The sequence below is a fragment of the Paenibacillus oleatilyticus genome (genome assembly GCF_018998565.1).
GTDB lineage: Bacteria > Bacillota > Bacilli > Paenibacillales > NBRC-103111 > Paenibacillus_G > Paenibacillus_G oleatilyticus.
In genome coordinates this window covers 96,663-123,350 of record NZ_JAHNZO010000003.1, presented here as the reverse complement: position 1 = coordinate 123,350, position 26,688 = coordinate 96,663, and the positions used below count along the sequence as shown (strand labels likewise).

Here is a 26,688-nt window from a genome sequence, read left to right as displayed (position 1 = left end):
TTAGTACAGCATTCCGACGTCCTCCACCGCCTCTTGCGGGTTCAGCTCGATCTGCTCCAGCATGCGTTCCGTCCGTTTCCACCGCTCGTAATCGTCGTCCCGAGGCGCGCGGCCGGCTAAAGAAGGGAGCCAGCTCAAGATCCGCCTCAGCCTTTCGCTTAAAGCCGGCTCTTCCTCCAGCTTCCCGATCACATCCGCGCGTGCCGGAATCAGTCCCACCGTATTCCACAAGGCCGACTGCGCCTCCGGAGCCGTGAGTTCCTGCACGAAGCTTTGCGCGGCCTTCAGCCGCTCCGGGTCGCTTTTCAATGCCAGAAGCCCGTGCACGCCGGGCAAAAGCGCCTCCTGCTTCCAGACGGGCAGCTTCGCCAGATCGAACGAGAACTTCCCGCCGATGTAGCGTTCGATCGTGGGCAGCTTATCGGAAGAGCCGACGTACATGCCGGCCTTGCCGTTAATAAAATCGCTTGCCGCCTTATCATGCTGCAAAGGCTTCATGAGCTTGGATTCGTGCGTCAAATTCCGCCACAGCTCCAGCGCGCTTCGCATACGTTCCGCCGCAGGTCCGCCGGACTCCTTCGGGGCGTAGCTCAGGCTCGCCAAATACCAAGGCAGCTCTTTATCTACGGTCATCGTGCCGTAGCCCTTCGACATCTCTTCCCCCGGAGGCTCCTTGGCGAGCGACAGCGTCTGCCGGACCTCCTCCCAGGTGCCTAACGCCGGGGCGCGCCCGGCCAGCCGCTTGAACGGCTCCTCCCGGTAGTAAAGCACAGGCACGCTGCCTCCCACAGGGACGGCCCAATCCTCGCCCCGATACCGGAACGCGGCCGAAAAGGCCGGAAGAAATGCCGGTTTCCCGGCGGTCAACACATTCCCCGCGGGCAGCACCGCACCTGTAGCCGCAAGCTGGGCGATGCCGTAGAAGCTATGGATTTCCGCAAGCTGCGGAGCCGCGCCGGCCGAGATCGACGCGAGCAGCTCGGTATACAGCTGTTCGTAAGAACGAAACGAGCGGATTTGGACATCGATATGAGGGTTGCTTTGCCCGAAGGCGCGAACCACGTCCTCCCAGCCTTTGCTGTATACCCAGATCGACAGCGACGCGAGAGGGGCCGGCGGCTTCGGTTCGTCCTCCGACAGCTTTCCGTGAGCTAACCCGTAAACCAAAGCGCCTGCGGCGATGCATCCAAGGACAAGCCGAACCGGCCAATTGCGCAGCTTCATGATGGTGATTCCTCCAGTTCCTGATACAAGCGGCTTCTTACTTCCATTGTATCACGAACATGCCTTCGGAATTCAGGCCCCCGCTCATTACAACTGGAGCCCTTTTTTGCTCAGCTTGCTGGCAATCAACAGCGAGATTAGCGTACTGATGGACAGGATCGAAGCAAGCGCCGCGCCGGTGCCGTAATTCGCCGTGAACACTTCGCTGTAGATCGTGACCGAAATGGTTGCGGTCGCCCCGGTATACAGCACGACCGTCGAGCTCAGCTCGTTGATCGTTGTAATCCAGCTCAGAATCGCTCCGGACATGACGCCCGGGGCCATCATCCGTCCCGTCGTCTTGAAGAACGTCTTCATCGGCGGCACGCCAAGGCTGATGGACGCTTCTTCCACGCTCTTATCGAGCTGAGTCAGGATAGCAGTGCTGGAGCGGATCGTATACGGCAGCTTGCGGACCACATAGGCGATCACCAGAATGACCCACGTCCCTGTCAAAATGACCGGCGGCTTGTTGAACGCGATAATCAAGCTGATCCCGAGCACCGTGCCCGGCATGACGTAAGGAATCATCAGGATGCCATCAAGCATTGCGGTAATCTTCGATTTGCGGCGGACGAGCACGTAAGCGACCAGCATGCCCATCACGATCATAATGACGATGGAAATGAGCGAGAAGCTGTACGTATGGGCGATCGCCTTCGGCACCCGATACAAAATTTCCTTATAGCTGTTCAAGCTGAAGCCGGGGTGAAACACGGGCCCTTTTGTTTTAATGAAAGATGTCACGATAACCGTCGCCTGCGGAATGATCGAAATGCAGGCCACCAGCAGTGCCCCGAAGGTGAGCAGCCACTTCGGCAGCGTCTTCAGCGGCTGCACCTTCGGCGTGCGCATGCCGGTCATCGAATAATTTTTGCGCGAGACGAAATACCGCTGCACGAACAAAATCGCGGTCGAGCAGAAGATCAGAATCACGCTGAGCGTGCTCGCCATCGCCGGATTGCCGCCCATCTCGCTGATGAACTGCTCGTACGCCAGAATCGGCAGCACCTTGAATCCTTGGCCCAGCAGCATCGGCGTGCCGAAGTCGGCGAACGAAGCCATGAACACCATCAGCGCCCCGGCCGACAGCGTCGGGAAAATGAGCGGAAGTGTCACGGTCATCAGCCGGTGGAACGCACCGCGTCCCAAGCTCTCGGCGGCCTCCTCCAGCGAGGTGTCAATCGTTTTGAGCGCGCCGGACACGTACAAGTAAATATGCGGGTAAAATTGCAGCGTAAACACGAACACGATGCCCTTCCAGCCGTACACCGACTGGAACGGAATCCCGATATCCTGGAGGAACCGGGTAATGAAGCCGTTGTTCCCAAGCATCAAGATCCACGAATAAGCGCCGATGAACGGCGGGGACAGCAGCGACATGATGACGAGAATTTGGATCAGACCTTTAAATTTGACGTTGTATCGGGCCGTCACGTACGCAAGCGGAACCCCGACGAGAATCGCGAACACCGTCGCCAGCGCCGACACCTTCAAGCTATTCCATAGCGAGCCGTAGTAATATTTTAGCTTCAAGAAATTACCATAATTTTCTAGAGATAAATCCCCTTTGTCATTGAAAAAGCTGTTCCAAAACAACGACACGAGCGGGTACAAAATGAACGCCAGCAGGAATACGTACACGATCACCGTTACCCAAGTCCAGAAATCCCACTGTTTGGGCTGAAGCAGGCGTTTGAACGGATTGGGCCGCAGCGCCGGGGCGGCATTAGTAGGCTGCACGGTACAAAACCTCCTTGCCCGATTCGTCGAATAAGGTCGCCTTGTCGAGCTGCAGATCGACGTACACGGTTTGATGCGCTTTTCTCATCCGGTGCGGCTCGATCGCATGTTCCTGAATTTCGATGACGGAGTCATCGGAGAGCCGGACCGTATAGCTGACCTTCTCGCCCAGAAACGTCACGCTGTCGATCGTGCCCCGGACCAGCCGTTCCCCCGGCTCTTCGCCGCGCAGCCTAATCCGTTCAGGACGAAGCGAGAACAATACTTTTCCCTCGTACGGTCTCGACAGCTTCTGGCTCCACTGCGTCTCCAGCAACCGCAGGCTCGCTTCCTGCGCCGCCTCGTTATAGCCGGAGCAGTGGCCTTCGATAAAATTCGAGGTGCCGATAAAATTGGACACGAACTTGTTCGCGGGATACGAGTAGATGTCTTCGGGAGATGCGATCTGCTGGATGACGCCCTCGCTCATGACGGCAATCCGGTCGGAGACGGCCAGCGCCTCTTCCTGGTCGTGGGTCACGTAGATAGTCGTGATGTTCAGCTCTTTTTGCAGCCGCCGGATGTCGGAGCGCATCTTGACCCGGAGCTTGGCGTCCAGGTTGGACAACGGCTCGTCCATGAGCAGCAGCCCCGGACGAATGACAATCGCGCGGGCGAGCGCGATCCGCTGCTGCTGCCCGCCGCTCATGTCCGATGGGACGCGGTCGCGCAGATGCGTCAGCTGCACCATTTCAAGCGCTTCCATCGCGCGCTGCTCCATTTCCTTTTTCGGGACGCTGCGCGCCTTGAGTCCGTAGCATACGTTCTCGAACACGGTCATATGCGGGAAAATCGCGTAGTTTTGGAACACCATCCCGATGTTGCGCTGATGGGTCGGCACGTCATTGATCAGCTTGTCTCCGAAGTAAATGCCGCCTTCCTCCTGGCGGTAAAAGCCGGCGATCGTGCGCAGCAGCGTCGTTTTGCCGCAGCCGCTCGGGCCGAGCAGGGTGAAAAACTCACCTTCGTTTATCGTAAAATGAGCGTCGTTGACCGCTTTGTGCGTGCCGAAATATTTGGTGACATGGTCAAATACGATCTTTTGCATGGATCGAGCCTCCGTTTCTTTGGAAAAAAAGGGCGCCTCGTCGGACGATCGTCAAAGGCACCCGTGGAACCTGGGCGGACTGCGTTATTCCGCGCCGGTTATAATTTTGGAGAAGTGTTTGATATTGTCGTCCTTCTTGCTCGCGGCGAAGTCGAAGTCATAGTTGACCAGCTTGATATCCTTCGTTTGGACGATGCCCTGGATCGGTTCGGCGTCTTTGCGGACGGAGCGGCGCTTGAATTCTTTTTGAATCAGAGATTGCACGTCTTTGCCGACGAGGAAATCGATGAACTGCTTGGCTTGTTCCATGTTCGGCGCGCCCTTGATGATCGCCGCGCCGTCCGGTACGGCGGACGTGCCTTCGGACGGGTACACGATGCCTACCTTGGCTCCGCCTTCCACGTAGCGAAGCGCTGCTTCCTCCAGGGTGATGCCGATGGCGAACTCTTTGTCCGCAACGCCTTTATACACGAGGCCCGAGCCCGACAGCACTTTGCCGTCCAGGTTTTTCACGAACTTCTTGACGAAGTCCCAGCCCTTGTCGTCCTTGCCGAAAGCGGTCAGCATCGTCACAAGCTGCGTATACGACGAACCGGATTTGGCCGGGTCGGCGTAAGCGATTTTGCCCTTCCACTTCGGATCGAGCAGATCGTTCCAGCTCTTCGGCTCTTCGCCCGCTTTCACGAGCTCCTTGTTGTACATGATGACCATCGGCAGCGCGGCGAACGGCGTCCATACGCCATTTTTGTCGATGTACTCCGGCAGCAGATTGTCGTTTTCTTTCGTTTTGTAAGGCTCGAAAAATTTCTTGTACGCCTCCAGCGAATCGGCGCCGCCGGCCCAGAATACGTCGCCCTGCGGGGAAACCGCTTCTGCCTGCACCCGCTTCAGCAGGTCGCCCGTGCCTCCGGAGATCAACTGCACCTCGATGCCCGTGCGGTCCTGGAATTCCTTGATGATCGGGTTATTCACTTCGGCGGCGTTAGGCGAGTACAGCGTCAGCTTGCCTCCTTTTTTCGCTTCGTTTTTCGTGCCCGCATCTCCGGATGCGGTGTTTTGCGGTGCCGCCTGCTCCGTGCCGCAGCCGGCCAGCGTCGTAACCAGAAGCAGCGAGGCGAGAATGCCCGTAAACGCTTTTTTCATCTGTAGAACCCCTCCGTTTTATATTTATTGTGGATTGAAATCCGGGACAACGGGACCTTGCTTTCGTAAAAAAGCGCTTTCGTCTGCTTCGCTTGATGTGTCCCGCCGGATTTCTTGTTCTTGTTATTAACTATAATCGCTAAAGTAAACGCTCTCAATGCGGTGAAATTTCTTCTTTGTTTAATTTTTTGCACTAATTTTGTGGGAAGGCAGAAAAACCGTCCATGGGTATGGACGGTTAGCTTGTCGAGAAATGGGATGATAGAGGTTAGCGAGGGGGTGGGGTATCCACTTCCGGTCGCTCTTGTCCGCAGGAAATTTTGATTTGAATCCGCTTCGCAGTGGATATTTCCCGCGGACAAAGGCGAACGCTATCGCTCCTCCAGTGCATACCCCACCTCCGTATGTTCTTCTGTATTAGGGGAGACCACTTTCTCGAAACTCTGCGTCCATAAATATGGACGGTTTATCGGTGCGCAGGGGTAGACTTGGCCGCGTCTGCACGTGCGGACGCGATTATACTTAATTGGCCGAGAACGGCCAGCAAGATCACACTCCCCGCGGCAAAAGGAAGAAAGGACGGTCGAAAACCCGCGAACAGAGCAACGCCTCCGGCAAATGAGCCTACGGCGCTCCCTAAATAGTTGGCCGAGCTGTTTAAGGCGACAACCGCTTCAGCGTGCTCGCGCTGTGCAAGCAGCAAGGCATGCTGCTGCGGGGCTAACGAAGCCCATGCGGCCGCTCCCCACAAGAGAAATGGCAGAAAGCCCAGTGCCGGGATATTAAGCGCGAAGGGGATGCCGAACATGGCTAACGCCAAGATGGACAGGAGCACAGCCATGAGCCGCGCCGGATGGCCCGTTCGGTCGATCAGAAATCCTATGGTAAAGCTTCCAGCAACCCCGCCTATCCCCCAAGCCCACAGATAGGGAGCGGCATTGGCAATCCCGTCAAGCTGGTATAGGATGGAAGAGATATACGTGTAAAGACCTAGGCTCGCAATACTGGCCAGAAAGGTGATTCCGACAATCGCCAATACCTTTTTATCGGTCAGCATCGCCGCGCGCTGGCGCAGAGACGGCGGAGCCGCAGCCAAAAAGTTCGGAAAAAACAATAGAATCCCCACCATGGCGCCAAGACCAATGACCGTAATGAGCCAAAGCGTTCCCTGCCATCCGATTTTCCCGGCAGCGTATAATCCGATGGGAACGCCTACCACCGTCCCAGTACTCATTCCTCCCAGAATCATCCCGAGCGCCCGGCCGCGTTTTTGCGCGGATGCCAGAGAGGCCGCCGCAACCGAAGCCAGAGGGGAAAACAGACCGGCGCCGATCCCTGCCACGGCCCGCGCGATAAGCAGCAGCGAAAAATTAGGAGCGAGAGCGCTAGCTGCATTTCCAACCGAGAATACGGCAAGCGCAAAAATCAAGCTCTTCCGAATGGATTTTCCCGCCAACAGCGTCGCAAAGATGGGAGCGGCCAGCGCGTAGCATAAAGTAAAAGCGCTCACGGCTTGCCCCGCCTGGGAATCGCTTTTGTGAAACGTCGCGCCAATATCGGGCAGCAAGCCTGCGACCACGTAAGCGTCAAATCCAAGAGCAAACATGCCTATGGTAAGAAGCAGAACCTTGTTCATTATTATCCTCCTTTTATAGCGCCGATCTGTGATGTGGATTGGATTGCCGTAGACGGAACCCTATAACGTTATGTTATGATAAAGAAGATCGGATCACTATAAAAGGTACCACAACTTCAACGCATACAGAATAATCGTTATGCTATAGGGATATAACGAATCGTTATGGAGGAGGAGAGATCGATGAATACCGAGTGGCTGCACAGTTTTGCCGAAGCGGCTAAGTTGAAAAGCTTTTCCAAGGCGTCAAAAGAGCTCAATCTTACACAACCGGCCTTAAGCAAGCACATTCGGAATCTGGAGCATGATCTGGATGTGACCTTGTTCTATCGAACGTCCGGCGGAATCGAGCTTACCGAAGCGGGCGAACGTTTCTATACGAGAATTGTTCCCGTCATTTCCGATCTGGCTTCGATTCGCAGAGAGCTGCGAGAATATCGGCAAACGGATCACTTGGCACTAGGAAGCCTTCCCAGTCTGGCTACTTATTACCTGCCTTCGAGGATTAAAGCTTTGCAACGCCCTCATACGTTAATGATTCAAAACACATCCGGGGACCTTTTACAATCGTTGAAAGAAGGAAGACTTGATTCCGTGTTGGTGGATACCTTGTATACCGACGATTCGGTGTGGCACTGCGAATTGCTTACGGAATGCTATTATGCGGTATTTTCGGTTGACCATCGTTTTCGGTCGGAAACAAGCGTAACCCTGTCCGACCTGTGCGGGGAGCCGCTCATTGTCCATCAAGCTCCATGCGATACAAGAAACCATATTTATTCGCAGATGGAAGCGCTTGGGCACAAGCCCCATATCGTGAATGAGGTATCCTTCGGAGATTTTATATTTGGCTACGTTATGGCCGGCATGGGATTTGCGATTGTGCCTGAAATCGTGGCCAAGAACATAGGCCATCTTAACCTTTTTGCTCTGCCGATTGCGGATTTTAAAAGATCCATCTCCTTGGCCGCGAAGAGCGGCAAGCTTGGAACGCAGCTATCCGGCTTTTTGTTGTCGGCAGATTAACGAGGCCGCCGGGACATGGGCGTCCGGCGGCCTCACGCTGCCAAGCGAAACATTCAAATCGGAACGTTCGGGATCCCGAGCCGCTTGCGGAATTCCGTCGGCGTCTCCCCGGTATATTTGCGGAAAATTTGGCTGAAATAGCGCGAATCCTGATAGCCCACCTGAAGCCCGACCTCGTATATTTTCAGCCGCGGGTTCGTGAGAAGCTCCTTCGCCCGGCGCATCCGCAAGGCGGTCAAATAATCGACGAAGCTCGTGCCAACCTGCTTCTTGAACAAACGGCTGAAGTAGCTCTCGCTCATATTGCAGCGCTCCGCGATGCTCTGGAGCGTGATGTCTTCGGCATAATGCCGCCCGATGTAGTCCTCGATCTCCTCGAACCCGCTCCTTGACTGCGGCTTCGTTTGTTCCTGATAGCGTACGCTCCAGGAAAGCAGCATCCCGTTCAGCCGCTCCAGCCCGTCTTCCAGCCGGACGGTCCGTTCCAGAGAGGTCAACAGAAGGGCGGAATCCTGCACGATGAGCCGCAGCTCGTCCTCGTGAAGCAGCATGGTGTAGAGCGATACGATCCAGCCGAAAAACGCCTTTCTCGCCTCCAGCTCGTTCGTCGGGTGCTGCTGCACGATCCATGTGAAGCAAGCCTGGCTTTTCGCCCGGATGGACGCTTCCGTTCCCCACTTGACCGCCTCGATCAGCTCCTCCGTCAAGCCGGGCAGCGCCGGCACCTCCGCCGCGAGCCGCTCCGTATCTTCGAACCAGGCGATACGCTCCCCGCCCCAGAAGAACGACGTCACCAAGGCGTGCGTCGCTTGCTGGAACGCGGCCGGAATCTGATCCAGCCGGTTGTGGCGCCCGCTGACCCCAAGCACCAGTTGCCGCTGCGTCGCTTGCGACACGCTGAAACGGGCCAAGTCCAGCAGCCGGTGCAGCTCGGCGCGCTCCGTCTCCCGGTCCAGCAGCAGCGCATATTTGGCATCGTTCATGCGCACGAGCGGATACGACGATAGCCCGGAGCTCCAGGCCGCGACGCTCCGGTACAGCTCGCCCGGCGGCGCGGATTCTCCCGGAGACGGCTCCGCATAGAGCAGGGCAATGCGGAACGCGTCCAATACCTCTCCCTGCTCGGCGGCATATTCCAGAAACAGCTCCTGCTCCATCGCTCCCGCATGGTCCAGCATCAAGTCGTACAGCATCTTCTCGACGATCAGCGGCTGGCCGAACGCCAGCTTGTGCTCCATGCGCTCCCGCTCCGTCCGCCGCCGCCGCTCTTCGTCCAGCTTGGCCGCCATGCGTCCCATCAGCTGCGTCAGTTCGTCCGGATTCGTCGGCTTCAGCACGTAATCCGCGGCTCCCAGCTTGAGCGCCTGCTGGGCGTACGCGAATTCGTCAAAGCCGGTCAAAAATACAACCTTCATCCCCGGATACCGGGACGCAATTTCCTTGGCGAGCTGAATGCCGTCCATCTCCGGCATCCGGATATCCGTCAGCACGATATCCGGCGTCTCCTCTTCCATCAGCCGGAGCGCCATTTCGCCGTCGGACGCTTCGCCCATGATGCGGCAGCCGACGTCTTCCCAGTCGATCGTATGCTTAAGCCCTTCCCGAACGAGCCATTCGTCTTCCACGATGAGCACCTTATACATGCGTATCCTCCCCCGGCGTCCGAATGATCGGAATCTCGATCGTCGTTATCGTCCCCTGCTGCGGCTGGCTGCTAAGCCTCAGAACATAGCGGTCTCCGAAGTAGAGCTGCAGCCGCTTTTTTACATTTTCCAGGCCGATCCCCGTCTTCCGCTCGTCGGCCGATACAAACTGTCCCGACGTGATGCGTTCGAGCTTCTCCTGCGGGATGCCGACGCCGTCGTCGCGCACTTCAAAACGGACCCGCTCCCCCAGCACCTTGCCGGTAATCCAAAGGTGCCCCGGTCCCCGCTTCATCTCGAGCCCGTGCGTGATCGCATTTTCCACAATCGGCTGCAGTATCAGCTTCAGTGTGTAAAGCCGCTCGACCTCTTCTTCCAGCTCGATATGCACCTCCAGCTTGTCCCCGTAGCGCATCTGCTGGATCGTAAGAAAATTGCGGATTTGCTGCATGTCCTCGCGTACGGGAATGAGCGCTTGCCCTTTGCGGATGCTGAACCGGAGCAGCTCGCCGAGCGAGACGACCGTCCGGCTGATATGATCGAGCTTATGAATGCGGGCCATCCAGTTGATGGAATCGAGCGCATTGTACAGAAAATGCGGATTGAACTGCGCCTGAATCGCCCGGATCTCCGCTTCCTGGAGCATGAGCTGCTTTTTGTACACTTCGTCGATCAGTTGCTTGATGCGCTGCACCATCGCATTGAAGCTGCGGCCGAGCTGCCCGACCTCATCCTTGTACTTCGTCGGAAAGGCGACGTCCAGATTGCCCGTTTCTACCGTACGCATCAACGACTTCAGCTTGCGCAGCGGATGGGTGATGTTCACGGACAGCAAGTAGGCCAGCACGCACGAAACGGCTGCGCCGACGGCAATGACCAGCAGGGTCAAATTGCGGATGCTGCTGCTCTCCCGCGTCAGCGCCGCTACCGGCAGCACGTTCACCAGCTTGAAGCCGGTTACCTCCGACGTATCGTACACGACCATGACGGGCGGCGTCCCTTCGCCGGCCTGCTCGAAAAAGCCTTTGCCGCCCGCAAGCACCCGGTCCACAAAAGGCTCCTCCAGCTTCGTCCCGACCTTGTGCTTGGACGGCGTGCTGGAGATGATATAACCGTTGCGGTCCAGCAGCAGCATCTGCCCGCCCGGCTGCAAATGGGCTTTTTTGTACTTGTCCGCGAGCGCATTTTCCATCATGTCCACGACCAGATAGCCCAGCGGCGCGTTCGTATCGATGCGCTTCAAGAGCCGACCGCTGCTGAGCACGATGCCGAAATCGTCCGTCTTCTTCATGCTGTAATGCGTATCCCAGACAACATTGCCGCCCGCAAGCCTCATTTTCCGGAAAAGTCCCCAGGAGGCGTTGTAATCGTCGTAAGCCCCGGGCAGCAGATCGCCGGTAAAATAACGGTCCCCGTTTTCCCCAAGCAAATAAATGGAAATATCCCAATTTTTGAATCCGAGAAACGTGTCCAGCACCTCGCCTACCCGCTGCTTGTCCCGGTGCTTCTCCGCGAGCGGGCGGTCCGCCGGCTTGGACAGCACGTCCTGAATGTCGCGGCTGCTGTAGATATACATCGTGAGCTGCTCGATATCTTTTACAAAATAGTCCAAGCTGTAATTCACCTGCGACAAGCTTTCCAGAATGGTCTGGCATACTTGCTGCTGTACGACCTGCGCCGATTTATGATATGAAAACGTTCCCAAAACAGCGAGCGGAATAATGGCAAGCGGCAATACCGCCAAAAGCAGCTTGGTTTGCAGGCTGGTGCCCAGCAGGTTGTTCTTAAGCTTGCGTATCCAATCCGCCATGTCCCCCAGGCCCCCCCGAACAATCGTTTGCTAGTAATTATGGCACAAGTTGAAACCGGTTACTAGCCCTAAGGCCTACTGGAAAATGGAGGATGCCAGGGGATGACGGGGATGCAGTCACTATACAATAGGCTAAATCTGCGGTTGCGAGGCTAAGGTCTGACGTAGAAGAGAGACTTTTTAGGGAGAACCCTCGATATGCGGCAAGGCAGGCACGGAAGTTGAAAAACAAAGCGATATCCGCCCTCACACTCTTCTGCTGTCATTAACGACATGCGATACAAAATAGCATCGGCTTTAACCAGCACCTTCGAGACCGATTCCATAGCTGGTAAATAAGCAGACCGATCATATTCAGAACAAAAGAATAAATGAACATTGATTAAAAACAATTCTGAATCTAAGTCAAGCTTAACATAGGACCGGACATCTTGGATCAGGCCCCCGACTGAAAGCTGCGATGAGGGGAAGGTTCCGTTTATTTTTATGTATACTGCTTGAAGCATGGTTTTTAAAGCCTCATCGGCAAGTAAAACGCTTTGCCAGTACAATCCACGTTGAAAGAAAAGTAAAGCCAGTTCCATCAACTGTTGCGACTTTTCATGCCTATTGTGCGAATTTGTTTCAAGCATTATTGAAATAAATGGGACGCTTTATTTTCATTTGAAGCCCTCCAGTTCTATGCATAAATACCGAATAAAGACTCATTTTGTGTCTTATTATTCAAAATATACATACTTATCCACAAGATTGTCAAGCATAAGGAAACTTATTGTGTCCTTTATGGTTTGGAATTTTACAGTTTCCTATAATGAAGCGAGGGGGTGCTCTGCTTGTTCGGAAAAAGATTAGCGGAACTGCGAAACAAAAAGGGAATCAGCCAATACGATCTAGCAGATCGGTTACAGTTCACCCGGGCTCAGTTAGCCAATTATGAACAAGGCACCAGAGAACCTGATTTCCAAACGCTCGTTACGTTAGCCGACTATTTTGAAGTGAGTTTGGATGACTTGCTTGGTCGGACGAACAACGCCGCTGTGCCAACCAACGAATATAAAAATGTTGTTTTTTTCGGCGAAGAGAAGGAAATTTTGACGGACGAAGAAGCCGAGTATTTGAAAGAAAACCTGCTTCTACTCCGCAAGTATAAGACAAAATGGAACCATTCCAATATGCATAAATAGCCTGTCCTACCCATCTTTCCATGGCATAGGATCAGGCTATTTTTGTGTATGTTTCTGCATCCCGCGGCTGCTCAATAACAGTCCCAGGTCATACGCCATTCGTTCGTTCGCGGGTCCCGGAAAAAGTAGGCGCAGCCAGAGTCGTGTCCCCACATGAGGTTGCCTTTTTCCGTCGAATCGATCTGAAGCACGAACTCGAACGACTCGCCAACCGACGTGCCGGGCTGGATAAAGCAAGGGTGGCCTCCAATTTTAAAGCCGCCATGCAGTTCGATCAGATCATGGTAATCCTCGATCTTGCCTTCGTCTTCCAGCTGCAGGATCAAATCCGAAATGTCCTCCGGAATGTCTCCCCCATCCCAGACGGGATAGTCTTCCACCGGCTCGCCCGGCCGCATCGGAAACGGCTTCAAATGCGAGCTCGTCTTCCTCTGCTCTAACGGCGCCAGCTCTTCCAACGATGCATAGGTGCGGATCAGCCAGTTCGTTCCGTTCGGGTCTTCCTGCTGCGGATGCTTGGGCCCGAAAAAGATCGTGAGAAACGCAACATCCTTAAGCGCCTCGGGAACGCAATCGAGTGCAGACAAGTTCACTTGGCCCAAAGCCCACATTGGCGTTCCGTCCGAAAGCGCCGGCCACCTTTCGTCGCGCGCGGCGACCGTTACCTTGCCGAACCAGGGTGCAAGCGGGTCATCCGGCGGGCGAAAGCCGCCGATTTCGAACACGACGGCCGGCCGTTTCAGTCGGCTTTTAATTTTTTCGATCGACTCCACCACGGTTTCGTTCATCTCCTAATCCCCCGCTACCTCTCTTCCGTTTCGTAAACGATTTTCGCGATAAGCGCGACAGGCTGCTGCCCGACCTCAGAGCCGCTCTCGGCCAACGAAAACAACACTTCGTTAATGGAACCGTACCGCGAATCGTTGCCATAGAGCACGATCACCGAAGAATACGGCGCTATGCTCTCGCCGAGCGAATCCGGAACCTGCGGCGCAAACCGGTCCGGATCAGAGGCATAGTCCTGCTTCAAATATTGCACGAACGCCTCGCGGCTCTCCCCGTCCGGCAGCAGATGAACCTCCATAAAGTCCTCATCGATCCAAGACAACCCGGTGCCGCTCATGAATTCGGACGGGGTAACATCCCCATCCTCCGTATATTCCAGTTCGACGAAAGCGGCAAGCTCCTCTTCCGAGCGACAATTCACGCCCCAGATCGCCACGACATGCTTCATCCGATGTTACCCCTCCCGTTAGCCGTCCTTGCGGGAACGCCCGCTCTCCAAGCGGCGGTTGTAATCGCTTAAGTACTGGCTTAAACGATTGATCCGCTCGCTTAAATCGTCCAGGCCCTCCTGGGGCACCTGTGCAAAAATAACATCCGCGTGCTCGGAAAACTGCTGCCTCCAGCGAAGCAATTGCTCCTTCCCCTGATCCGTCAGTTGGACATTCATAATGCGCCGGTCCTCTTCGGAACGCACCCGTTCCACCCATTGCTTTTCTTCCAGCTTATCAATGAGATTGGAGGCTGCGCCGATAGTAATGCCCAGAACCTCGGCAATTTTGTTGATTTTCATCGATTCCTTATGCTCCAGCTTGAAGATCAGCGCCACCGCGGACGGAGGAACCTCCTCCGCCGAGCTAAGCAGACACAGCGTCTGGTTCAGCTTGCGGTTCATATCCAGAAGACTGTGCCACAACGTATTCATGGAATTCGAAGGCATAAGCGACCCACCTTAACATCGTTCTTTTCCTTCCATACTACACTATACCTAAGGCAAAAGAAAAATTTAACAAAGACCCCGTTGACAACATCCGGGCGTGTGATATATATTTTAGCACAAATACTATTTCTAGAATAGTATTATCGGAAAAGTATTCACTTCCATTTATCATAAGGAGGCTGCCATTTGTTATGAAGCCTGAAGCCGCAAATCCATCGTTTCGGGAATCGTTAATTATCCCCCTATGGGGGCTCACCGTCCTGCTGGTCGTCATGAACACGACCATGTTCAACGTTGCGCTGCCGACCGTTGCCCATGATTTGGGGCTGACCGCGACAGCCGCTTCGTGGATCGTCACCGGCTACTCGATCCTGTTCGCTATTTCGTCCATCACGTACAGCCGTTTGACCGACTTCGTCCCGATTCGGACGCTGCTGATGATCGGCCTTGTACTGCTCGGCATCGCCTCCGTCGTCGGCCTGCTGGCGCACAATTTCTACGGCGTGCTGGCCGCCCGCCTGCTCCAGGCGATCGGAGCAGCATCCGCGCCCGGACTCGGGATCGTTCTCGTTACCCGGTATATCCCGCTGGAGCGCAGAGGCAAATCGATGTCCGTCATTATTTCCGCGGCGTCGTTCGGCTTCGGCCTCGGTCCAATCGTCGGGGGCGCGATGACGCAGTATTTCAGCTGGAACTCGCTGTTCGTCGTGACGGCCTTGGTGCTGCTGACGATCCCTGTATTTTACCGCAATCTGCCCAAGCAGCCGTATTCCCGCATTCAATTCGACGGATGGGGCGCTCTCTTCATTGGTGTCGGCGTTACCGGGCTGCTGCTCTTTCTGACGCTGCATCCTTGGTGGGCTCTGGTGCTGGGACTGCTGTCGCTGGCTGCCTTCTGGATTCGAATTCACCGGGTCGACCAGCCTTTCCTGCAGCCCTCGCTGCTGCGCAATCGGCCATACATGAACCTGACGGTGATGGGATTTGTGGCTTACGTGCTTCATTTTGCCACGTTGTTTCTCATGCCTCTCGTGATCATCCGACTGTATGGGCAGAGCTCCGCCGTCACCGGATTCCTGATTTTCCCCGGAGCGATTCTGACCGCGCTGCTCTCTCCCCGGATCGGCCGACTGATCGACCGGGTGGGTAATTCTCCGGTCATCCTGGCCGGACATGCGACGCTGCTTGCCGCCACTTTCGTTTTTGCACTGCTCTCCACGCAGTACTTGTACGCCATCACCGCAGCGTACATGCTGATGAGCGTATCGGTGTCCGCCATCGGATCGAGCGTCTCGAACGAAATGTCGCGCATTCTCGCAAAGCATGAGATCGGCGGCGGGATGGGCATGGCGCAGCTGACGCAGTTTTTCGGCGGCGCGCTCGGCGTGGCGCTCACCGGCGCTTCGCTCGTCTGGCAGGCGTCCGCCCCGCTGCAAGCCGCTTACCGGAACATCTTCTGGGTCATGGCTGCGGTCGCTGCCGTTTCCCTGCTCGTCTCCCTAAGCTACGTCCGCGCCAGCCGCAAAACGGTTCCGCTGCCCGCTGTCGAAGAAGCCGCGAACGCCGGATGAAGCCGTATCTGTTATTTCAATATCCCGACGAGCCTCTCGTTTTCTCTTGTTGAAAACGGGGGGCTCTTTCTTTTTCCCAGGTCATAAAAAAATTTAAATTTCGCCAGGTCGATTTAGCAGGATTTGTGTCATTTTATGTCGAACTAGTGAACTGCTCATCTAATTGGCATATCATGCCTGAATAAACAGAAGCGGAAGGTGTTCCTCGCGTGGAAAAATCAACTATCATCGGCATTATTCTCGCAATTATCGCAGTAGGGGTGGGCATGGTATTAAAGGGGGCAAGCCTGTCCGCACTAATCAATCCGGCGGCGATCCTCATCATTTTCGTCGGAACGGCAGCAGCGCTCTTTATCGGGTTTTCCCTGGAAGAGATGAAATTGTTTCCGAAATTAATGAAAATTGTGTTTACCGAGCAAAAGACGATCTCGAAGATGGAACTGATCGACATGTTCACGGACTGGGTAGCGATTACCCGCCGCGAAGGCTTGCTGGCTATGGAAAGCAAGGTGGAGGAAATCCCCGATCCGTTCTTGCGCAACGGGATGCGGATGATCATCGACGGAAACGATCAGGAATTCGTTCACGACGTATTAATGGAAGATATACATACGATGCAGGAGCGGCATCGGACGGGCGCGCAAATTTTTACGCAAGCCGGTACCTACGCGCCGACCCTCGGCGTTCTCGGGGCGGTTGTCGGTTTGATCGCGGCACTCAGCAACTTGAGCGAAATCGAGGCGCTCGGCCATTTGATCTCCGCCGCCTTCGTCGCTACGCTGCTTGGCATCTTTTCGGGGTACGTGTTATGGCACCCTATCGCAAATAAGCTGAAGCAAAAGTCGAAAAAAGAAGTGGAGCTGCGTCTAATGATGGTAGAAGGATTGCTTTCCATTCAGACCGGCATTTCCGCAACTGCCGTCCAACAGAAGCTTATGGTCTTCATTCCGACGTCCCAGCGGGAAAAAAATAACGACGATGCGGTGAAAGCGGATGAGTAAAAAACGACAAGAGCATCACGAAGAACACGTTGACGAATCGTGGCTGATTCCTTACGCCGACCTGCTGACGCTGCTTCTTGCGCTGTTCATTATTTTGTTCGCCGCCAGCCAGACGGACCAGAAGAAATACCAGACCATCATGCAGTCGTTCAACTCCGCCTTTACCGGCGGGATAGGACAGTTTAACTTCTCGAATCTCATTCCGCTGACGACGGAACCGAACATTGACCAAAAGAAGTACGATCAGCCGACTAATCCGGCGACGCCGAACACTTCGGGACAACAGCAGAAGCAGCAGGAACAGCTTAACAGCCAAATGGCAAAGGAGCAGGTTGACCTCCAGCAGCTGAAAGAAAAATTGGACAAGTACATCGCCGAAAACCAATTGTCCACCCAATTGGAAACGAAGCTGACCGAAGATCTCCTGATGCTCACGATTCGCGACAACGCCTTGTTCTCGTCCGGATCAGCCACGGTCAAGCCGGAGGCGAAGCAGCTTGCGGGCACGATCTCCGAGATGCTCGCCCAATATCCGGATTATCGGATCGAGGTCGCCGGCCATACGGATAACGTGCCGATTCGAACCGCGGCATTCGAAACCAACTGGGATTTAAGCGCCAAGCGGGCTTTAAATTTCATGAAAATTTTGCTCGAAAACGATAAAATCGGTCCGGAGCGCTTCCGCTCTATCGGATACGGCGAGTACCATCCGATCGATACGAACGATACCGAAGCCGGCCGTGCAAAAAACCGCCGCGTCGAAGTCAGCATTCTGCGCAGCGTGAAGCCGCCGCAAATGATTGACGCTGCTGCGAAACAGCCGTAGCCCAGTTGAAAAGAGAAGAGCCCGATCCGCACGCTGTCGGCGTACGGATCGGGCTCTTTTTCGATTTCCGATTACTTGTAGATCTTGTTCAAGATGCGGTACATGAACACGGCGACTTCCGCTCTCGTAGCGTTACCTTCCGGATTCAGCGCCTGACCGTCGCCTTGGATCAGACCTTCCTTGACCATCCCGGCCAGACTGTCCGCCGCATAGGCTGCGACCTTCGCACGATCCGCGAAACCGGCTAACGCCTCGGCGCTTGCGGTCATGTTCATGTTTCTGACCGTGTTCAGCGCTCTTGCCATGATCGTAAACATATCCTGACGCGAGATTTTTTCTTTCGGATGAAAGATCCCGTCGCCGGTTCCTTCAATGATTTTCAGTTCTTTGGCCGTGCCCAACGCTTCGTAATAATAATCGCCGCTGTTCACGTCTGTGAAGTTTCCGGTCACCGATGCTTTCAACTCCAGCGTTCGAACGAGCATCGCGACAAAGTCCGCTCGCGTAATATTCAGCGCCGGGGCGTACGTGTCCGCATCCATGCCTTGGATGATGTCGCGCGCCGCTAAAGCCTCGATCGATGGTTTAGCCCACGCATAAGCCGCAATATCGGCAAACGTCTTGTCAACAAACGCTACGGCATATTTGCTAAAATGCTTCACTTCAAACCGCACCGTTCCTGCTGCCGGATCGTAGATGCCGCTCGGCACCGAAAGAATACGCCCCGCCGCATCGAGATAGCGGATGACAATCTTGCCCGGATTCTCCAGCTCCTTCGCTGTCGGTTTATACGGAATGGCAATCCGTACGACCGTATCCGGGTTGTTCCATGCGCGGAATGCCCCTTTTTCTCTAACCTCCAAATTGATGATCGGGCGGCTGCCAACTTCTTTCCGCGCCTCTTCGCTTAGGGAAGACGGGGCCTCCTTGCTGATCACCAAGCTTACGAAGTCGGTATCCGCTACGTTCTTGTCCTTCAGGAAGTCCGAAGGCACGGTCACGCTGCCGATAGGCGTCACGATCTCAAACTTGTTGTCCAGCCTCGTTTTCGTTACCGATTTCTTAGGCAGCGACACTTCCACGTGGTTCGCGTTTTGAGCGCCTTTCACCTCGACACGGACCACTTTAGCGCCGTCGGAATCCAACTTTGCTTCCTTCTGCGCAAGCTCCAAATCTTCCGCACGAATCTCGACCTTCGCGGTTCCCGCTTCGACCTTCGCCTCGACGGAGACGCTGCCTTGCGTTACCGTAGCCTTGCCCGGCTTCGTAGCTGGAGGCTGCGTATTGGTATTGCCCGAGCTGCCCGACGTTACCGGCGTGCCGGAATCTCCGGAGCTTCCGGAGTCTGAGTCGTCGTCCCGTTCTTTTACAATCAGCTCCAGCTGTGCGTACTTGGTTGGGTCCATCTGGCTGGTCGCGCGAATGGATACCGTTCCCGGGTTCAATGCGGTAACCAGACCTTTGTCGGTGACATTGGCGATTCCCGCCGGACCTTCTACCGACCAGATGACGTTTTTGTTAAGCACGTTCTCCGGCAACACTCTTGCAGACAGTTGCAGCGTTTCTTCCACTTTCAGCACCGCAACCTCGCGATTCAGCCAAACCTCGCTCACTGGCGGATTGGTCGGCTTGTCCGCTTCTTCTACGGTCAGCTGAAAGTCCGCATATTTCGTCGCATCCACTGCACTCATCACGCGGATCGTCGCGGTTCCAGGTGCAGCTGCCTTGACCAGACCACTACCGTTGACGGTAGCAATCCCTTTCGAAGCATCGCCATATACGGACCAGTAGACAGATTGGGTTACATTCGACGGAAGAACCGTAGCTTTCAACTGAAGCTCTTGTCCAGCTTTCAGTTTGCCGCTCGTTTGGTCCAACCGCACTTCTTCCACGCGAATCTGAGGCAGCCGGTCCACCGTAATGACGCTGTCGGCGTACACGTTGCTCCATACGCTGGTCGCCCGAACGACAGCACTGCCTAAATTCTGTGCGGTCAGCAAGCCGTCTGCTGTCACCTTAACAACATTGTCCGTAGAAGAACGATAAACGGACCACGTTACGCTCTTGTTGCTGGCATTGGCCGGCAGCACGGCAGCATTTAATTGAACACTCTCGTTTACGGCCAGATTGACCTGCGCTTTATCGATCACAACCGACTGCGCCGGAATTTTGACCAACTTAAATTGATCCACTACACGGTCGTTGATCGTTTTGACGACGAATTTCATCTCGTCCCCGTCGATCTCGGCAGCGACGTACATCTGCACCTGCTCGCCGTCCGTCACCTTCTGCCAATCTCTTGCCCATACTTGGTAAAACTTCGGACCTGACGACCCGCCGACGATATACGTCGTGCCTTCGCCATCGGCAACCGGCTTCTTGTCTTTCATCGGATATGTCCGTACATACACATGATCATGACCGTTCATGACCAGATCGACTTGGAACTCGTCGAAAATCGGCGTCCAAATGTTACGGGCATTCTTCTCATCGTACATACTGCCGAACGGTCCGCGGTGGAAAGCAACGATCTTCCACTTCTTGTCCGTAGCGGCCAAGTCTTTGCGCATCCATTCTTTTTGCTGCTCAAAATCATATTCACTGTTCAGCACCACAAAATGGGCATTCTTGTAATCAAAGGAGAAATTGCTTCCTTTGAGGCTGTCGATCCCGTTCTGCGGGTGGTTGAAGTGAGCCAGGTAATCTTCCGTTTTCCGCGTACCGGTCACTTCATGGTTGCCGACGACAGGCACGACGGTCGTTTGCATCAGGATGCCTTGAGCGGCATTGAACCACATATTCCACTCGTTTTCCTTAAAGCCGTCCTCGACCAAGTCGCCGCCCTGTACGACGAACTCCGTATCCGGATGATCCGTCATCGCTTTTTTCAAAATATCTCCCCACAGCTTGAAGCCTGCTTCGTTCGATGCCTGCGAATCTGCCAGGAAAATGAACTTCGTACGCTCGCCCGTGGCTGCCGCAGTCTGAAGCGACCCGTTCGAGCTGTAGTTGCCGTGGCCGTCGCCTACACGGAACACATAGTGCGTTCCCGGCTCCAACCCGTTTGCAATCGCCTTATGAACTCGAACAGTTCCCGTGTCCGTGGTGTTGAACAAGTAGCTGGTGCCGGTAAACCGTTTCACGTTTGATCCGCTGAAATCCGTAAACTCCGATTTCTTGACGACCTCGATTACCGTATCGCCCGTAGCCGGGTCCGTATGCCAGGTGAAGGCTTTGGAGGTCGTCGTGTCCGCTCCCATCGTCACGCTGACGTTGCTCGGAATCGGGCTGCCCGCCAGCTTTGATACTTTAAATTTCAGAATTGGGCTATAGGAGTCGCCCTTGACCGCTTGAAGCGGGTACTCCTTCACTTCGGAAGTAAGAGCCCCAGTAATTAGCGTACCGTGAGCGTCGGTCACACCCGCCTCGGCACCGCCAACAACGGTTACTTTCGCTCCTTCGACCGGAGTTCCGTTCTCGCCGACTACCTTGAACGTGGTAGGCATCCCTTGAACGACGCCGTGCTCATCCCAGCTTAGCTGCAAATGATGCTTGATGGCCGCTTCCACCGGCAAGCCGAAGAAGCCGAAGCTTGTATCGCCTTTATCTTTAAACGTAATGGCTCCCGTTTTAAAAGCAATTTTGACCGTATCCTTCGCATCAGGCTTTATCCGGTATTGAATTTGGCCGAGCAGATCTTGATCGGTCAACCCTGCCGTATAAATGTCGTTAAAATTCAATTTTACGGCGCCTGTGGCCTCGTCTACCGTAGAGACGAGTTGGCTTTCCGTCAGCTTGCCGCCTTTCAACACGTGCAATCTATCAACCTTCGCCGGATCGAAGCTGAATTCCATCGTTCCGCCCTTAATATCCGTCGCTTTCAGCGCTTTAATATCGACGGTGTACGTATTTCCTGCATAAACGGTTGACGGAGCGTCATAGACGATCTTCGATGAGCCCGTATCTACCGTAAATGTCCATTCCTTCTCCGTCACGTTGCCGGACAAGTCTCTAATCTTAATCTTCGCCAAGTGAAGCCCATCGGCCAACGGCACGTTCGGCGTATAGTGAATTTGTCCTTTTGGAGGATACAACGTATGCTGCACCAGGACACCGTCGACGTAGAAGCGGATTTTGTCCGGGTCGATCAGCGTCGTTGCCGGATGCTTCACCGGATCGTAGCCGTAATCTTCGCCAATCGCCTCGATTTTTGGCGTATTCGTCGTGACTGTGCTGCCTTCCGCAGGCTTGAAGTTTTTCAACACAGGCGGGTCCATGTCGTCATTGGTCGGCCCGTAAACCGCCCGGATCTGGTCGATGTAAAGGACGCCTGCCGTCTTGTTGTCGTTTTTCGTTTCCATGTAACGCACAGGCTGATCCATGCGCAGCGGAAGCGGACGCCCCTTCGGCACGACAGCCTCCAAGTATCGCCAGCCCGTAAAATCGACGCCGACCGTCTGGTCTACGTAATCAATGCCGACGGCCGATCCGTTACCGTCGCGGATTTGTCCGCGCAGCCAATGCTTTTTGCCGTCGCCATACACCCACAGACCGATTTTCTCCGGATAGCCCGGAATTTGAATATTGCTTTCCAGATCTTTCGCTGTTACATAAGCCCCGGAAGTCCCGATCGTTTCGGTAAAATCGTACTCCAGCTTCGCCGCTTTATTCCCTAAACGGACGAAGTCCTCATTCGTTTCTTCGCTAAGCTTCATCGTCTTGTAACGTGCGCCGGATTCGGTCAAATATTTGCCTGTGCCATTCTCGAAATCCTCCAGCACGACCGGCGGAAGTCCGACCTTGACGTCCATCGACGCTTCAACATGGTTGTATTTCACGAAAATTTTGCCGCTCTGCTCCGTTGCATTTGTCGCGGTAAACGTGCCGTCCGCATCAATGCTGCCGATCGGTCCCTCTACCCGCCATTCGAGCTTGTTGTTTTGCGCGCGAATGAGTTGACCGTTGCGGAGAGCGCTGATGCTCAGCGTGACTTTTTCGCCGGATGTGAAGGTTTTCACCGCGTCGGAGAACTTCAGCTCCGTCAGCTCGTTCACAACTTCCACTTGCCCTTTGCCCGTCAATCCGCCTGCGGTCGCTGTGATGTCAACCATCCCTGGTTGGCTGCCCGCAGTAAATTTCCCTGTGGTATCGATCGTTCCGAGAGGAGCGTTCAGGCTCCACTCCGGCGTTCCGCCGAATGAAGCCGGATGACCGTTCGCATCGACGGCAGCCGCTTTGAACGTAACGGAAGAGCCGACCAGTACCCGCTCCAAGTTCGGCTGCACGACCAGCTTGGCGGCCGCGCCTTCCGGCGCTTTATTCACGAGCAGAAGTCCGTTGGCCGTCTTGCGCTCCGAGCCGTCGGAAGGCCGGTTCAGAATTTGCCGTTTCGTTTCGCCCGGAAGCTTGGCTACGAACGTCGCAGATCCGCCGCCGTCCAGACAAAGCGCGTTCACGGCGCCCATATCCTTCATGATCTTCGCGAGATCGTCATAAGACACGCCTTCGCTAAAACCGGGCGCTCTGCCGTCGATTTCGACCATGATGATCGAACCGTCGGCTTTGGTACCGATTCCGACCCGAGGGTACAAGGCTTTGTCATCGTGGGTTTGCGCCACGCCGTCCTTCACCAGCATAAAGACGCCGCCCATCGCCATCTTGACGTCTTTCCAATCGTCTTCCAGCTCGAAGCTGGCGGTGACCTCGTCGCCGATTTGCAGTCCGGCCAGCTCGGCCCGATGGCTGCCCGATGCGGACAAAACGACTTGTCCGGCTTTCAACGGCGTATTTCCTTTATCCTTATGAATCTCGGCCACTTTGAGCCTCAAGCTCTTGCCGCTCTTCACTTCGCCTTCCAACACATCGAGCACAATCTCGTCGCCGAGATCGTTCGTCATCGTGGAGGTATGGAAGGAAGCGGTGTACAGCATGAGCGCCTCGCTGTTTTCCCGCATCCGGTTGATGTGGGAGATCGGGATCGTCTTGCCCCCGATCGTGAGCGTCCGGGTCAGATCCGGGCTCAAGCCGTAAATCGTTGTGCCGTCGTTCTTGAGACCGAAGGCAAGCCAGCTCCATTTCTCCGGCGGGCTGGTCAGAATCTCGCCGTCCCCCATAAACAAACCGAGCGGAACGCCGGTCGCCATGTCATAAAAGTCGCCGTTGATAGCCGCAATGACCCGGTTCCCGGGGGCGTCGGCATCGTCGGCCATTTTGGTTACGCCCTGCATCCCGTACACTTTTCCATACGTTTTGCCCGGCTGCAGGTCGAGCGCTGTATTTTTCGGATCAAATTCGACAGAATGAATTTTCTCCAAGCCCTGCGGCAGCTTCATATCCTGCCAGGTGTACTTCGCACCCGGGCCAAGTTCCATTTGACGCGAATCCAGAACTTGTCCGAATGCCGTCTGGGGACTGTCCGCCGCCAAAGCTTGTCCCAAAGGAGAAACCAAAGATAATACGATAAAAATGTTGAGCAATAAAGCCATACTGCGTGTCTTTCGTTTCATCTCGTTTCTTTTCCTCCTCGCTGGATTCCAGTCGCCTGAACGACCTGTCCTAGTATAATATGCAAGGCAGGAAAAGTAATGAATCGATCTTATTGTTTCTGAGCCGATTTTCTTCTTAACGAAATCTTTAAAAGTCCTGTGAATAAATAGCGGAACGTGCGGAATCATTCTGGAGAAGCGTCAGCGTTCGCCTTTGTCTCCGGATTCTAACCACTTCATGGCTTATAGAATCCAAGAATCTGGAGGGCCGGGGTCCCCACAAAGTACTTGAAATGACTTCCTTGGATGGACATCACTTTGTGGGGTGGAGCAGCGATCGGAAGAACGATCCGTAAGAGTAGCGCTCACTTATTCACTGGACTTTTAAACGCCATCTCAGATCCCAAGTCTTCTCCGGTATTCTCCCGGCGTCATATGTACGGCTTGCTTGAATACTTTATTGAAATACTGCAGCGTATCATATCCCACTTCTCCGGCCACTTCGTAAATTTTCAGGTTCGGCTGCAACAGCAGTTCCTTCGCCTTCTCGATCCGGACGCGATTCAAATAGTTGACGAACGAATAGCCCGTATATTTCTTGATCTGCACGCTAAAATAAGAGACGCTCATCCCGAAACGCCCGCTGACCTCAGCCAGCGTATGATCGCTCCGGTAATTCTCCCGGATATAGTCGCAGGCCCGCTTCACGTTCAGCTTCACGCTGTTATCCGCCGACGAGGCGGACTGGGCGATCCAAAATTCGCACAGCCTCTGGAAGTAGGCGATTGCCTCTTCTTCGCGCTCCCATGAAAAAGGCTCGTCGAAATTGAGCCCGTGTTTCTTGAGAACGTAGTGCCATTTGGCATAAAGCATACGAAACAGGCCCAGCCGCTCCCCCTGCTGGCCCTCTTCGAAGCTCTGCATGCTCCGGATCATCTCGGCATGCTTCTGAATGACATCGCCCGGCTGGAGTAGGTCCAGCCTCTCGAAAAATTGCTGCGCCTGAACGAACTCGCGATGTGCAGCATGGAAATACCCCACCCGCTCTTCCGCCCGCTGCAGCGCACGCCTCAGCTCTTCAGCCTTCACCGGCTTAAGCAAATAATCGATGGCGCCTGCCTGCATGGACTGTCGTACGTAATCAAACCGCGTATTGTCGCTCAGTACGATTGTTACTACGGGAATGCGCTGCTCGTACACTTGTCTCACCAGAGCCAGTCCCTCAAGCCGGGGGAGCATAAGATCGGTCAGAAGAAGCGTCGGCCATCCCTGCTCCATCAATCCTAAAGCTTCTCCCCGGTCACGCGCCTCCCCGACGACGATATGCCCCATCTCCTGCACCATTTTTTTGATTCTCGCGCGTTTACCCGTATAAGGCTCCACAATAAGTACATGAAGCATCGCTGTTGCCCTCCCCATCCTCCTCGCAATCAGGATCCGTTAGATTTGGAGTCCGCTTGTGGTCTTTAACGTTTCTTCGGATGAATGGTTGCAGGAAGTGAGCATCTTTGTAAAATCTTTAGAATGGGGGATTGTGGAAAAAGCCCAAAATACGAGCGTTTGTCGCATTGTGGCTTACGTTCTAGATCTTATCATCAGTAGTAGCTAAGATATTCACTGACAAGATCACCTTGGTTGTAAAGCTATTAGGAGAACAAAAAAGCGATAATTGGATTACCAATTACCGCCATCGAACAAGCTATTTGTGTTTTAAGCTATACTGTTACGATAATTTTATTTTCTATGATAGTTCTAAATTGGGAATAATTCCTCATCATATTATTACCGTAGGCACTTACGGCCTCATTACCACCTATCATACTCTCATAATTTTCTTTAAATTCTTTTTTTACAGGTTCTTCTAAACTTGCATAATATCTTTTGGTGGCTTCTTCTGCTAATTCCCGCGATCCGTGTGTTAAGATAAAACTAATATCAACCACATAACCTCTTTGAGGATAAAATCCTCTTAAAACAACCTCTTTTACAAAGTTATCCAGATCATTCATGCATCTTTCTACAATTGGTATGAATAAACTATCTAACCAATTAGTGAATTCTTTGACTGTCCGATCCCAATCTTTTTCACTTGCTACGTTCCAGTATAATTGACCACTTGGTACATTGCATTTACGGGTATTGATATGAAATATTTTATCTTTCGATTTTAATGGAATAATTGCACATTCACCATAAAATGCTACATTTTTATTAGATATATTATTCCAACTTGTATAAAAAAATACTTTATACATGAAATTCTTATCTTTTTTGGTCATCGAATGACCTGATTTAGAATATTTCCAACCGCAAACTTTATACTTTTCAGATATTAAACCACGTACGCTCTCAAATGCTTCACTTGCTTTCATAATTACACCTCAAATATCGATAATCGTTCCAAAACATTCAAAAATTTATTGACTTCTCACCTCATTTAATCAATAAGCAGATTCGGCGCATCTTTCTTGACCATAGGCGTCTTTATGGAAGCAAGAAAATCTAGGAAATCCTGAAGAACCAAGGCGCTCAGGTAGCCTAAATAAC

General features: G+C 54.0%; 19 protein-coding genes. 5 read left to right on the top strand and 14 right to left on the bottom strand.

Annotation, left to right across the window (positions count from 1 at the left end; genetic code table 11):
- From KQX66_RS05440 to KQX66_RS05420, 5 genes are all read right to left on the bottom strand, one after another.
- Positions 1 to 1,224: an extracellular solute-binding protein gene (locus KQX66_RS05440; protein WP_216790703.1), complete on the bottom strand. Its 1,224-nt coding sequence runs from the start codon at positions 1,222 to 1,224 to the stop codon at positions 1 to 3.
- 87 nt (positions 1,225 to 1,311) lie between these two features.
- Positions 1,312 to 3,006, bottom strand: coding sequence for an ABC transporter permease (locus KQX66_RS05435; RefSeq protein ID WP_216790700.1), 1,695 nt, complete (start codon positions 3,004 to 3,006; stop codon positions 1,312 to 1,314).
- Positions 2,993 to 4,093, bottom strand: coding sequence for an ABC transporter ATP-binding protein (locus KQX66_RS05430; protein ID WP_216790698.1), 1,101 nt, complete (start codon positions 4,091 to 4,093; stop codon positions 2,993 to 2,995). Before KQX66_RS05430 ends, KQX66_RS05435 begins: the two co-directional genes overlap by 14 nt.
- Positions 4,094 to 4,177: 84 nt before the next feature.
- Positions 4,178 to 5,236: an ABC transporter substrate-binding protein gene (locus tag KQX66_RS05425; RefSeq protein WP_216790695.1), complete on the bottom strand. Its 1,059-nt coding sequence runs from the start codon at positions 5,234 to 5,236 to the stop codon at positions 4,178 to 4,180.
- A 466-nt stretch (positions 5,237 to 5,702) separates the two neighbouring features.
- Positions 5,703 to 6,872: an MFS transporter gene (locus tag KQX66_RS05420; protein ID WP_216790693.1), complete on the bottom strand. Its 1,170-nt coding sequence runs from the start codon at positions 6,870 to 6,872 to the stop codon at positions 5,703 to 5,705.
- A 183-nt stretch (positions 6,873 to 7,055) separates the two neighbouring features.
- Here KQX66_RS05420 and KQX66_RS05415 point away from each other — a divergent pair, with 183 nt between their 5' ends.
- Complete coding sequence (locus KQX66_RS05415; protein WP_216790690.1) at positions 7,056 to 7,898, top strand: LysR family transcriptional regulator; 843 nt, start codon at positions 7,056 to 7,058, stop codon at positions 7,896 to 7,898.
- 53 nt (positions 7,899 to 7,951) lie between these two features.
- Here the strand turns inward: KQX66_RS05415 and KQX66_RS05410 are convergent, their stop codons facing one another.
- From KQX66_RS05410 to KQX66_RS05400, 3 genes are all read right to left on the bottom strand, one after another.
- On the bottom strand, positions 7,952 to 9,541 hold the full coding sequence (locus tag KQX66_RS05410) for a response regulator transcription factor (RefSeq protein WP_216790688.1): 1,590 nt from the start codon (positions 9,539 to 9,541) through the stop codon (positions 7,952 to 7,954).
- Positions 9,534 to 11,351, bottom strand: coding sequence for a cache domain-containing sensor histidine kinase (locus KQX66_RS05405; RefSeq protein ID WP_216790686.1), 1,818 nt, complete (start codon positions 11,349 to 11,351; stop codon positions 9,534 to 9,536). Before KQX66_RS05405 ends, KQX66_RS05410 begins: the two co-directional genes overlap by 8 nt.
- A 152-nt stretch (positions 11,352 to 11,503) precedes the next feature.
- On the bottom strand, positions 11,504 to 11,935 hold the full coding sequence (locus KQX66_RS05400; protein WP_216790684.1) for a hypothetical protein: 432 nt from the start codon (positions 11,933 to 11,935) through the stop codon (positions 11,504 to 11,506).
- 249 nt (positions 11,936 to 12,184) lie between these two features.
- Here KQX66_RS05400 and KQX66_RS05395 point away from each other — a divergent pair, with 249 nt between their 5' ends.
- Entirely contained in the window at positions 12,185 to 12,535 is a 351-nt protein-coding gene (locus KQX66_RS05395; protein WP_216790682.1) for a helix-turn-helix domain-containing protein, read from the top strand.
- Positions 12,536 to 12,606: 71 nt separating this feature from the next.
- On the opposite strand, the gene KQX66_RS05390 is transcribed toward KQX66_RS05395, so the two are convergent.
- Genes KQX66_RS05390 through KQX66_RS05380 form a run of 3 tightly spaced genes read right to left on the bottom strand, consistent with a single transcriptional unit; the run spans position 12,607 to position 14,258 of the window.
- The gene (locus KQX66_RS05390; protein WP_216790679.1) at positions 12,607 to 13,323 is read right to left on the bottom strand and encodes a DUF1963 domain-containing protein; all 717 of its coding nucleotides are present in this window, start codon (positions 13,321 to 13,323) and stop codon (positions 12,607 to 12,609) included.
- Positions 13,324 to 13,337: 14 nt separating this feature from the next.
- Positions 13,338 to 13,769 carry an immunity 22 family protein gene (locus KQX66_RS05385; protein ID WP_216790676.1) on the bottom strand — a complete coding sequence of 144 codons (432 nt, stop codon included), beginning with the start codon at positions 13,767 to 13,769 and terminating at the stop codon, positions 13,338 to 13,340.
- Between the two features lie 18 nt (positions 13,770 to 13,787).
- Positions 13,788 to 14,258 (bottom strand): MarR family winged helix-turn-helix transcriptional regulator, encoded by a 471-nt coding sequence (locus KQX66_RS05380; protein WP_216790674.1) that lies wholly within the window; start codon positions 14,256 to 14,258, stop codon positions 13,788 to 13,790.
- 191 nt (positions 14,259 to 14,449) lie between these two features.
- Here KQX66_RS05380 and KQX66_RS05375 point away from each other — a divergent pair, with 191 nt between their 5' ends.
- The 3 genes from KQX66_RS05375 (at position 14,450) to motB (ending at position 17,656) form a co-directional block, all read left to right on the top strand.
- A complete protein-coding gene (locus tag KQX66_RS05375) occupies positions 14,450 to 15,829 on the top strand; it encodes an MFS transporter (RefSeq protein ID WP_216790671.1) in 1,380 nt (459 codons plus the stop codon).
- Between the two features lie 209 nt (positions 15,830 to 16,038).
- Positions 16,039 to 16,830, top strand: a complete 792-nt coding sequence (gene motA, locus KQX66_RS05370; RefSeq protein WP_216790669.1) for a flagellar motor stator protein MotA — start codon at positions 16,039 to 16,041, stop codon at positions 16,828 to 16,830.
- Positions 16,823 to 17,656, top strand: coding sequence for a flagellar motor protein MotB (gene motB / locus KQX66_RS05365; RefSeq protein ID WP_216790666.1), 834 nt, complete (start codon positions 16,823 to 16,825; stop codon positions 17,654 to 17,656). Before motA ends, motB begins: the two co-directional genes overlap by 8 nt.
- Before the next feature lie 71 nt (positions 17,657 to 17,727).
- Here the strand turns inward: motB and KQX66_RS05360 are convergent, their stop codons facing one another.
- From KQX66_RS05360 to KQX66_RS05350, 3 genes are all read right to left on the bottom strand, one after another.
- Positions 17,728 to 24,162 carry a phosphodiester glycosidase family protein gene (locus KQX66_RS05360; RefSeq protein ID WP_216790664.1) on the bottom strand — a complete coding sequence of 2,145 codons (6,435 nt, stop codon included), beginning with the start codon at positions 24,160 to 24,162 and terminating at the stop codon, positions 17,728 to 17,730.
- 375 nt (positions 24,163 to 24,537) lie between these two features.
- Positions 24,538 to 25,542 carry a helix-turn-helix domain-containing protein gene (locus tag KQX66_RS05355; protein ID WP_216790661.1) on the bottom strand — a complete coding sequence of 335 codons (1,005 nt, stop codon included), beginning with the start codon at positions 25,540 to 25,542 and terminating at the stop codon, positions 24,538 to 24,540.
- Positions 25,543 to 25,856: 314 nt separating this feature from the next.
- On the bottom strand, positions 25,857 to 26,513 hold the full coding sequence (locus KQX66_RS05350; RefSeq protein ID WP_216790659.1) for a hypothetical protein: 657 nt from the start codon (positions 26,511 to 26,513) through the stop codon (positions 25,857 to 25,859).
- Positions 26,514 to 26,688 lie beyond the last annotated feature (175 nt).

What these genes read in the sequence shown, in the direction of transcription:
- KQX66_RS05440 (WP_216790703.1), bottom strand. Translation starts at nt 1,224, where the DNA reads ATGAAGCTGCGCAATTGGCCGGTTCGGCTTGTCCTTGGATGCATCGCC.
- KQX66_RS05430 (WP_216790698.1), bottom strand. Translation starts at nt 4,093, where the DNA reads ATGCAAAAGATCGTATTTGACCATGTCACCAAATATTTCGGCACGCAC.
- KQX66_RS05425 (WP_216790695.1), bottom strand. Translation starts at nt 5,236, where the DNA reads ATGAAAAAAGCGTTTACGGGCATTCTCGCCTCGCTGCTTCTGGTTACG.
- KQX66_RS05420 (WP_216790693.1), bottom strand. Translation starts at nt 6,872, where the DNA reads ATGAACAAGGTTCTGCTTCTTACCATAGGCATGTTTGCTCTTGGATTT.
- KQX66_RS05415 (WP_216790690.1), top strand. Translation starts at nt 7,056, where the DNA reads ATGAATACCGAGTGGCTGCACAGTTTTGCCGAAGCGGCTAAGTTGAAA.
- KQX66_RS05410 (WP_216790688.1), bottom strand. Translation starts at nt 9,541, where the DNA reads ATGTATAAGGTGCTCATCGTGGAAGACGAATGGCTCGTTCGGGAAGGG.
- KQX66_RS05405 (WP_216790686.1), bottom strand. Translation starts at nt 11,351, where the DNA reads ATGGCGGATTGGATACGCAAGCTTAAGAACAACCTGCTGGGCACCAGC.
- KQX66_RS05400 (WP_216790684.1), bottom strand. Translation starts at nt 11,935, where the DNA reads ATGGAACTGGCTTTACTTTTCTTTCAACGTGGATTGTACTGGCAAAGC.
- KQX66_RS05390 (WP_216790679.1), bottom strand. Translation starts at nt 13,323, where the DNA reads ATGAACGAAACCGTGGTGGAGTCGATCGAAAAAATTAAAAGCCGACTG.
- KQX66_RS05385 (WP_216790676.1), bottom strand. Translation starts at nt 13,769, where the DNA reads ATGAAGCATGTCGTGGCGATCTGGGGCGTGAATTGTCGCTCGGAAGAG.
- KQX66_RS05380 (WP_216790674.1), bottom strand. Translation starts at nt 14,258, where the DNA reads ATGCCTTCGAATTCCATGAATACGTTGTGGCACAGTCTTCTGGATATG.
- KQX66_RS05375 (WP_216790671.1), top strand. Translation starts at nt 14,450, where the DNA reads ATGAAGCCTGAAGCCGCAAATCCATCGTTTCGGGAATCGTTAATTATC.
- motB (WP_216790666.1), top strand. Translation starts at nt 16,823, where the DNA reads ATGAGTAAAAAACGACAAGAGCATCACGAAGAACACGTTGACGAATCG.
- KQX66_RS05360 (WP_216790664.1), bottom strand. Translation starts at nt 24,162, where the DNA reads ATGAAACGAAAGACACGCAGTATGGCTTTATTGCTCAACATTTTTATC.
- KQX66_RS05355 (WP_216790661.1), bottom strand. Translation starts at nt 25,542, where the DNA reads ATGCTTCATGTACTTATTGTGGAGCCTTATACGGGTAAACGCGCGAGA.
- KQX66_RS05350 (WP_216790659.1), bottom strand. Translation starts at nt 26,513, where the DNA reads ATGAAAGCAAGTGAAGCATTTGAGAGCGTACGTGGTTTAATATCTGAA.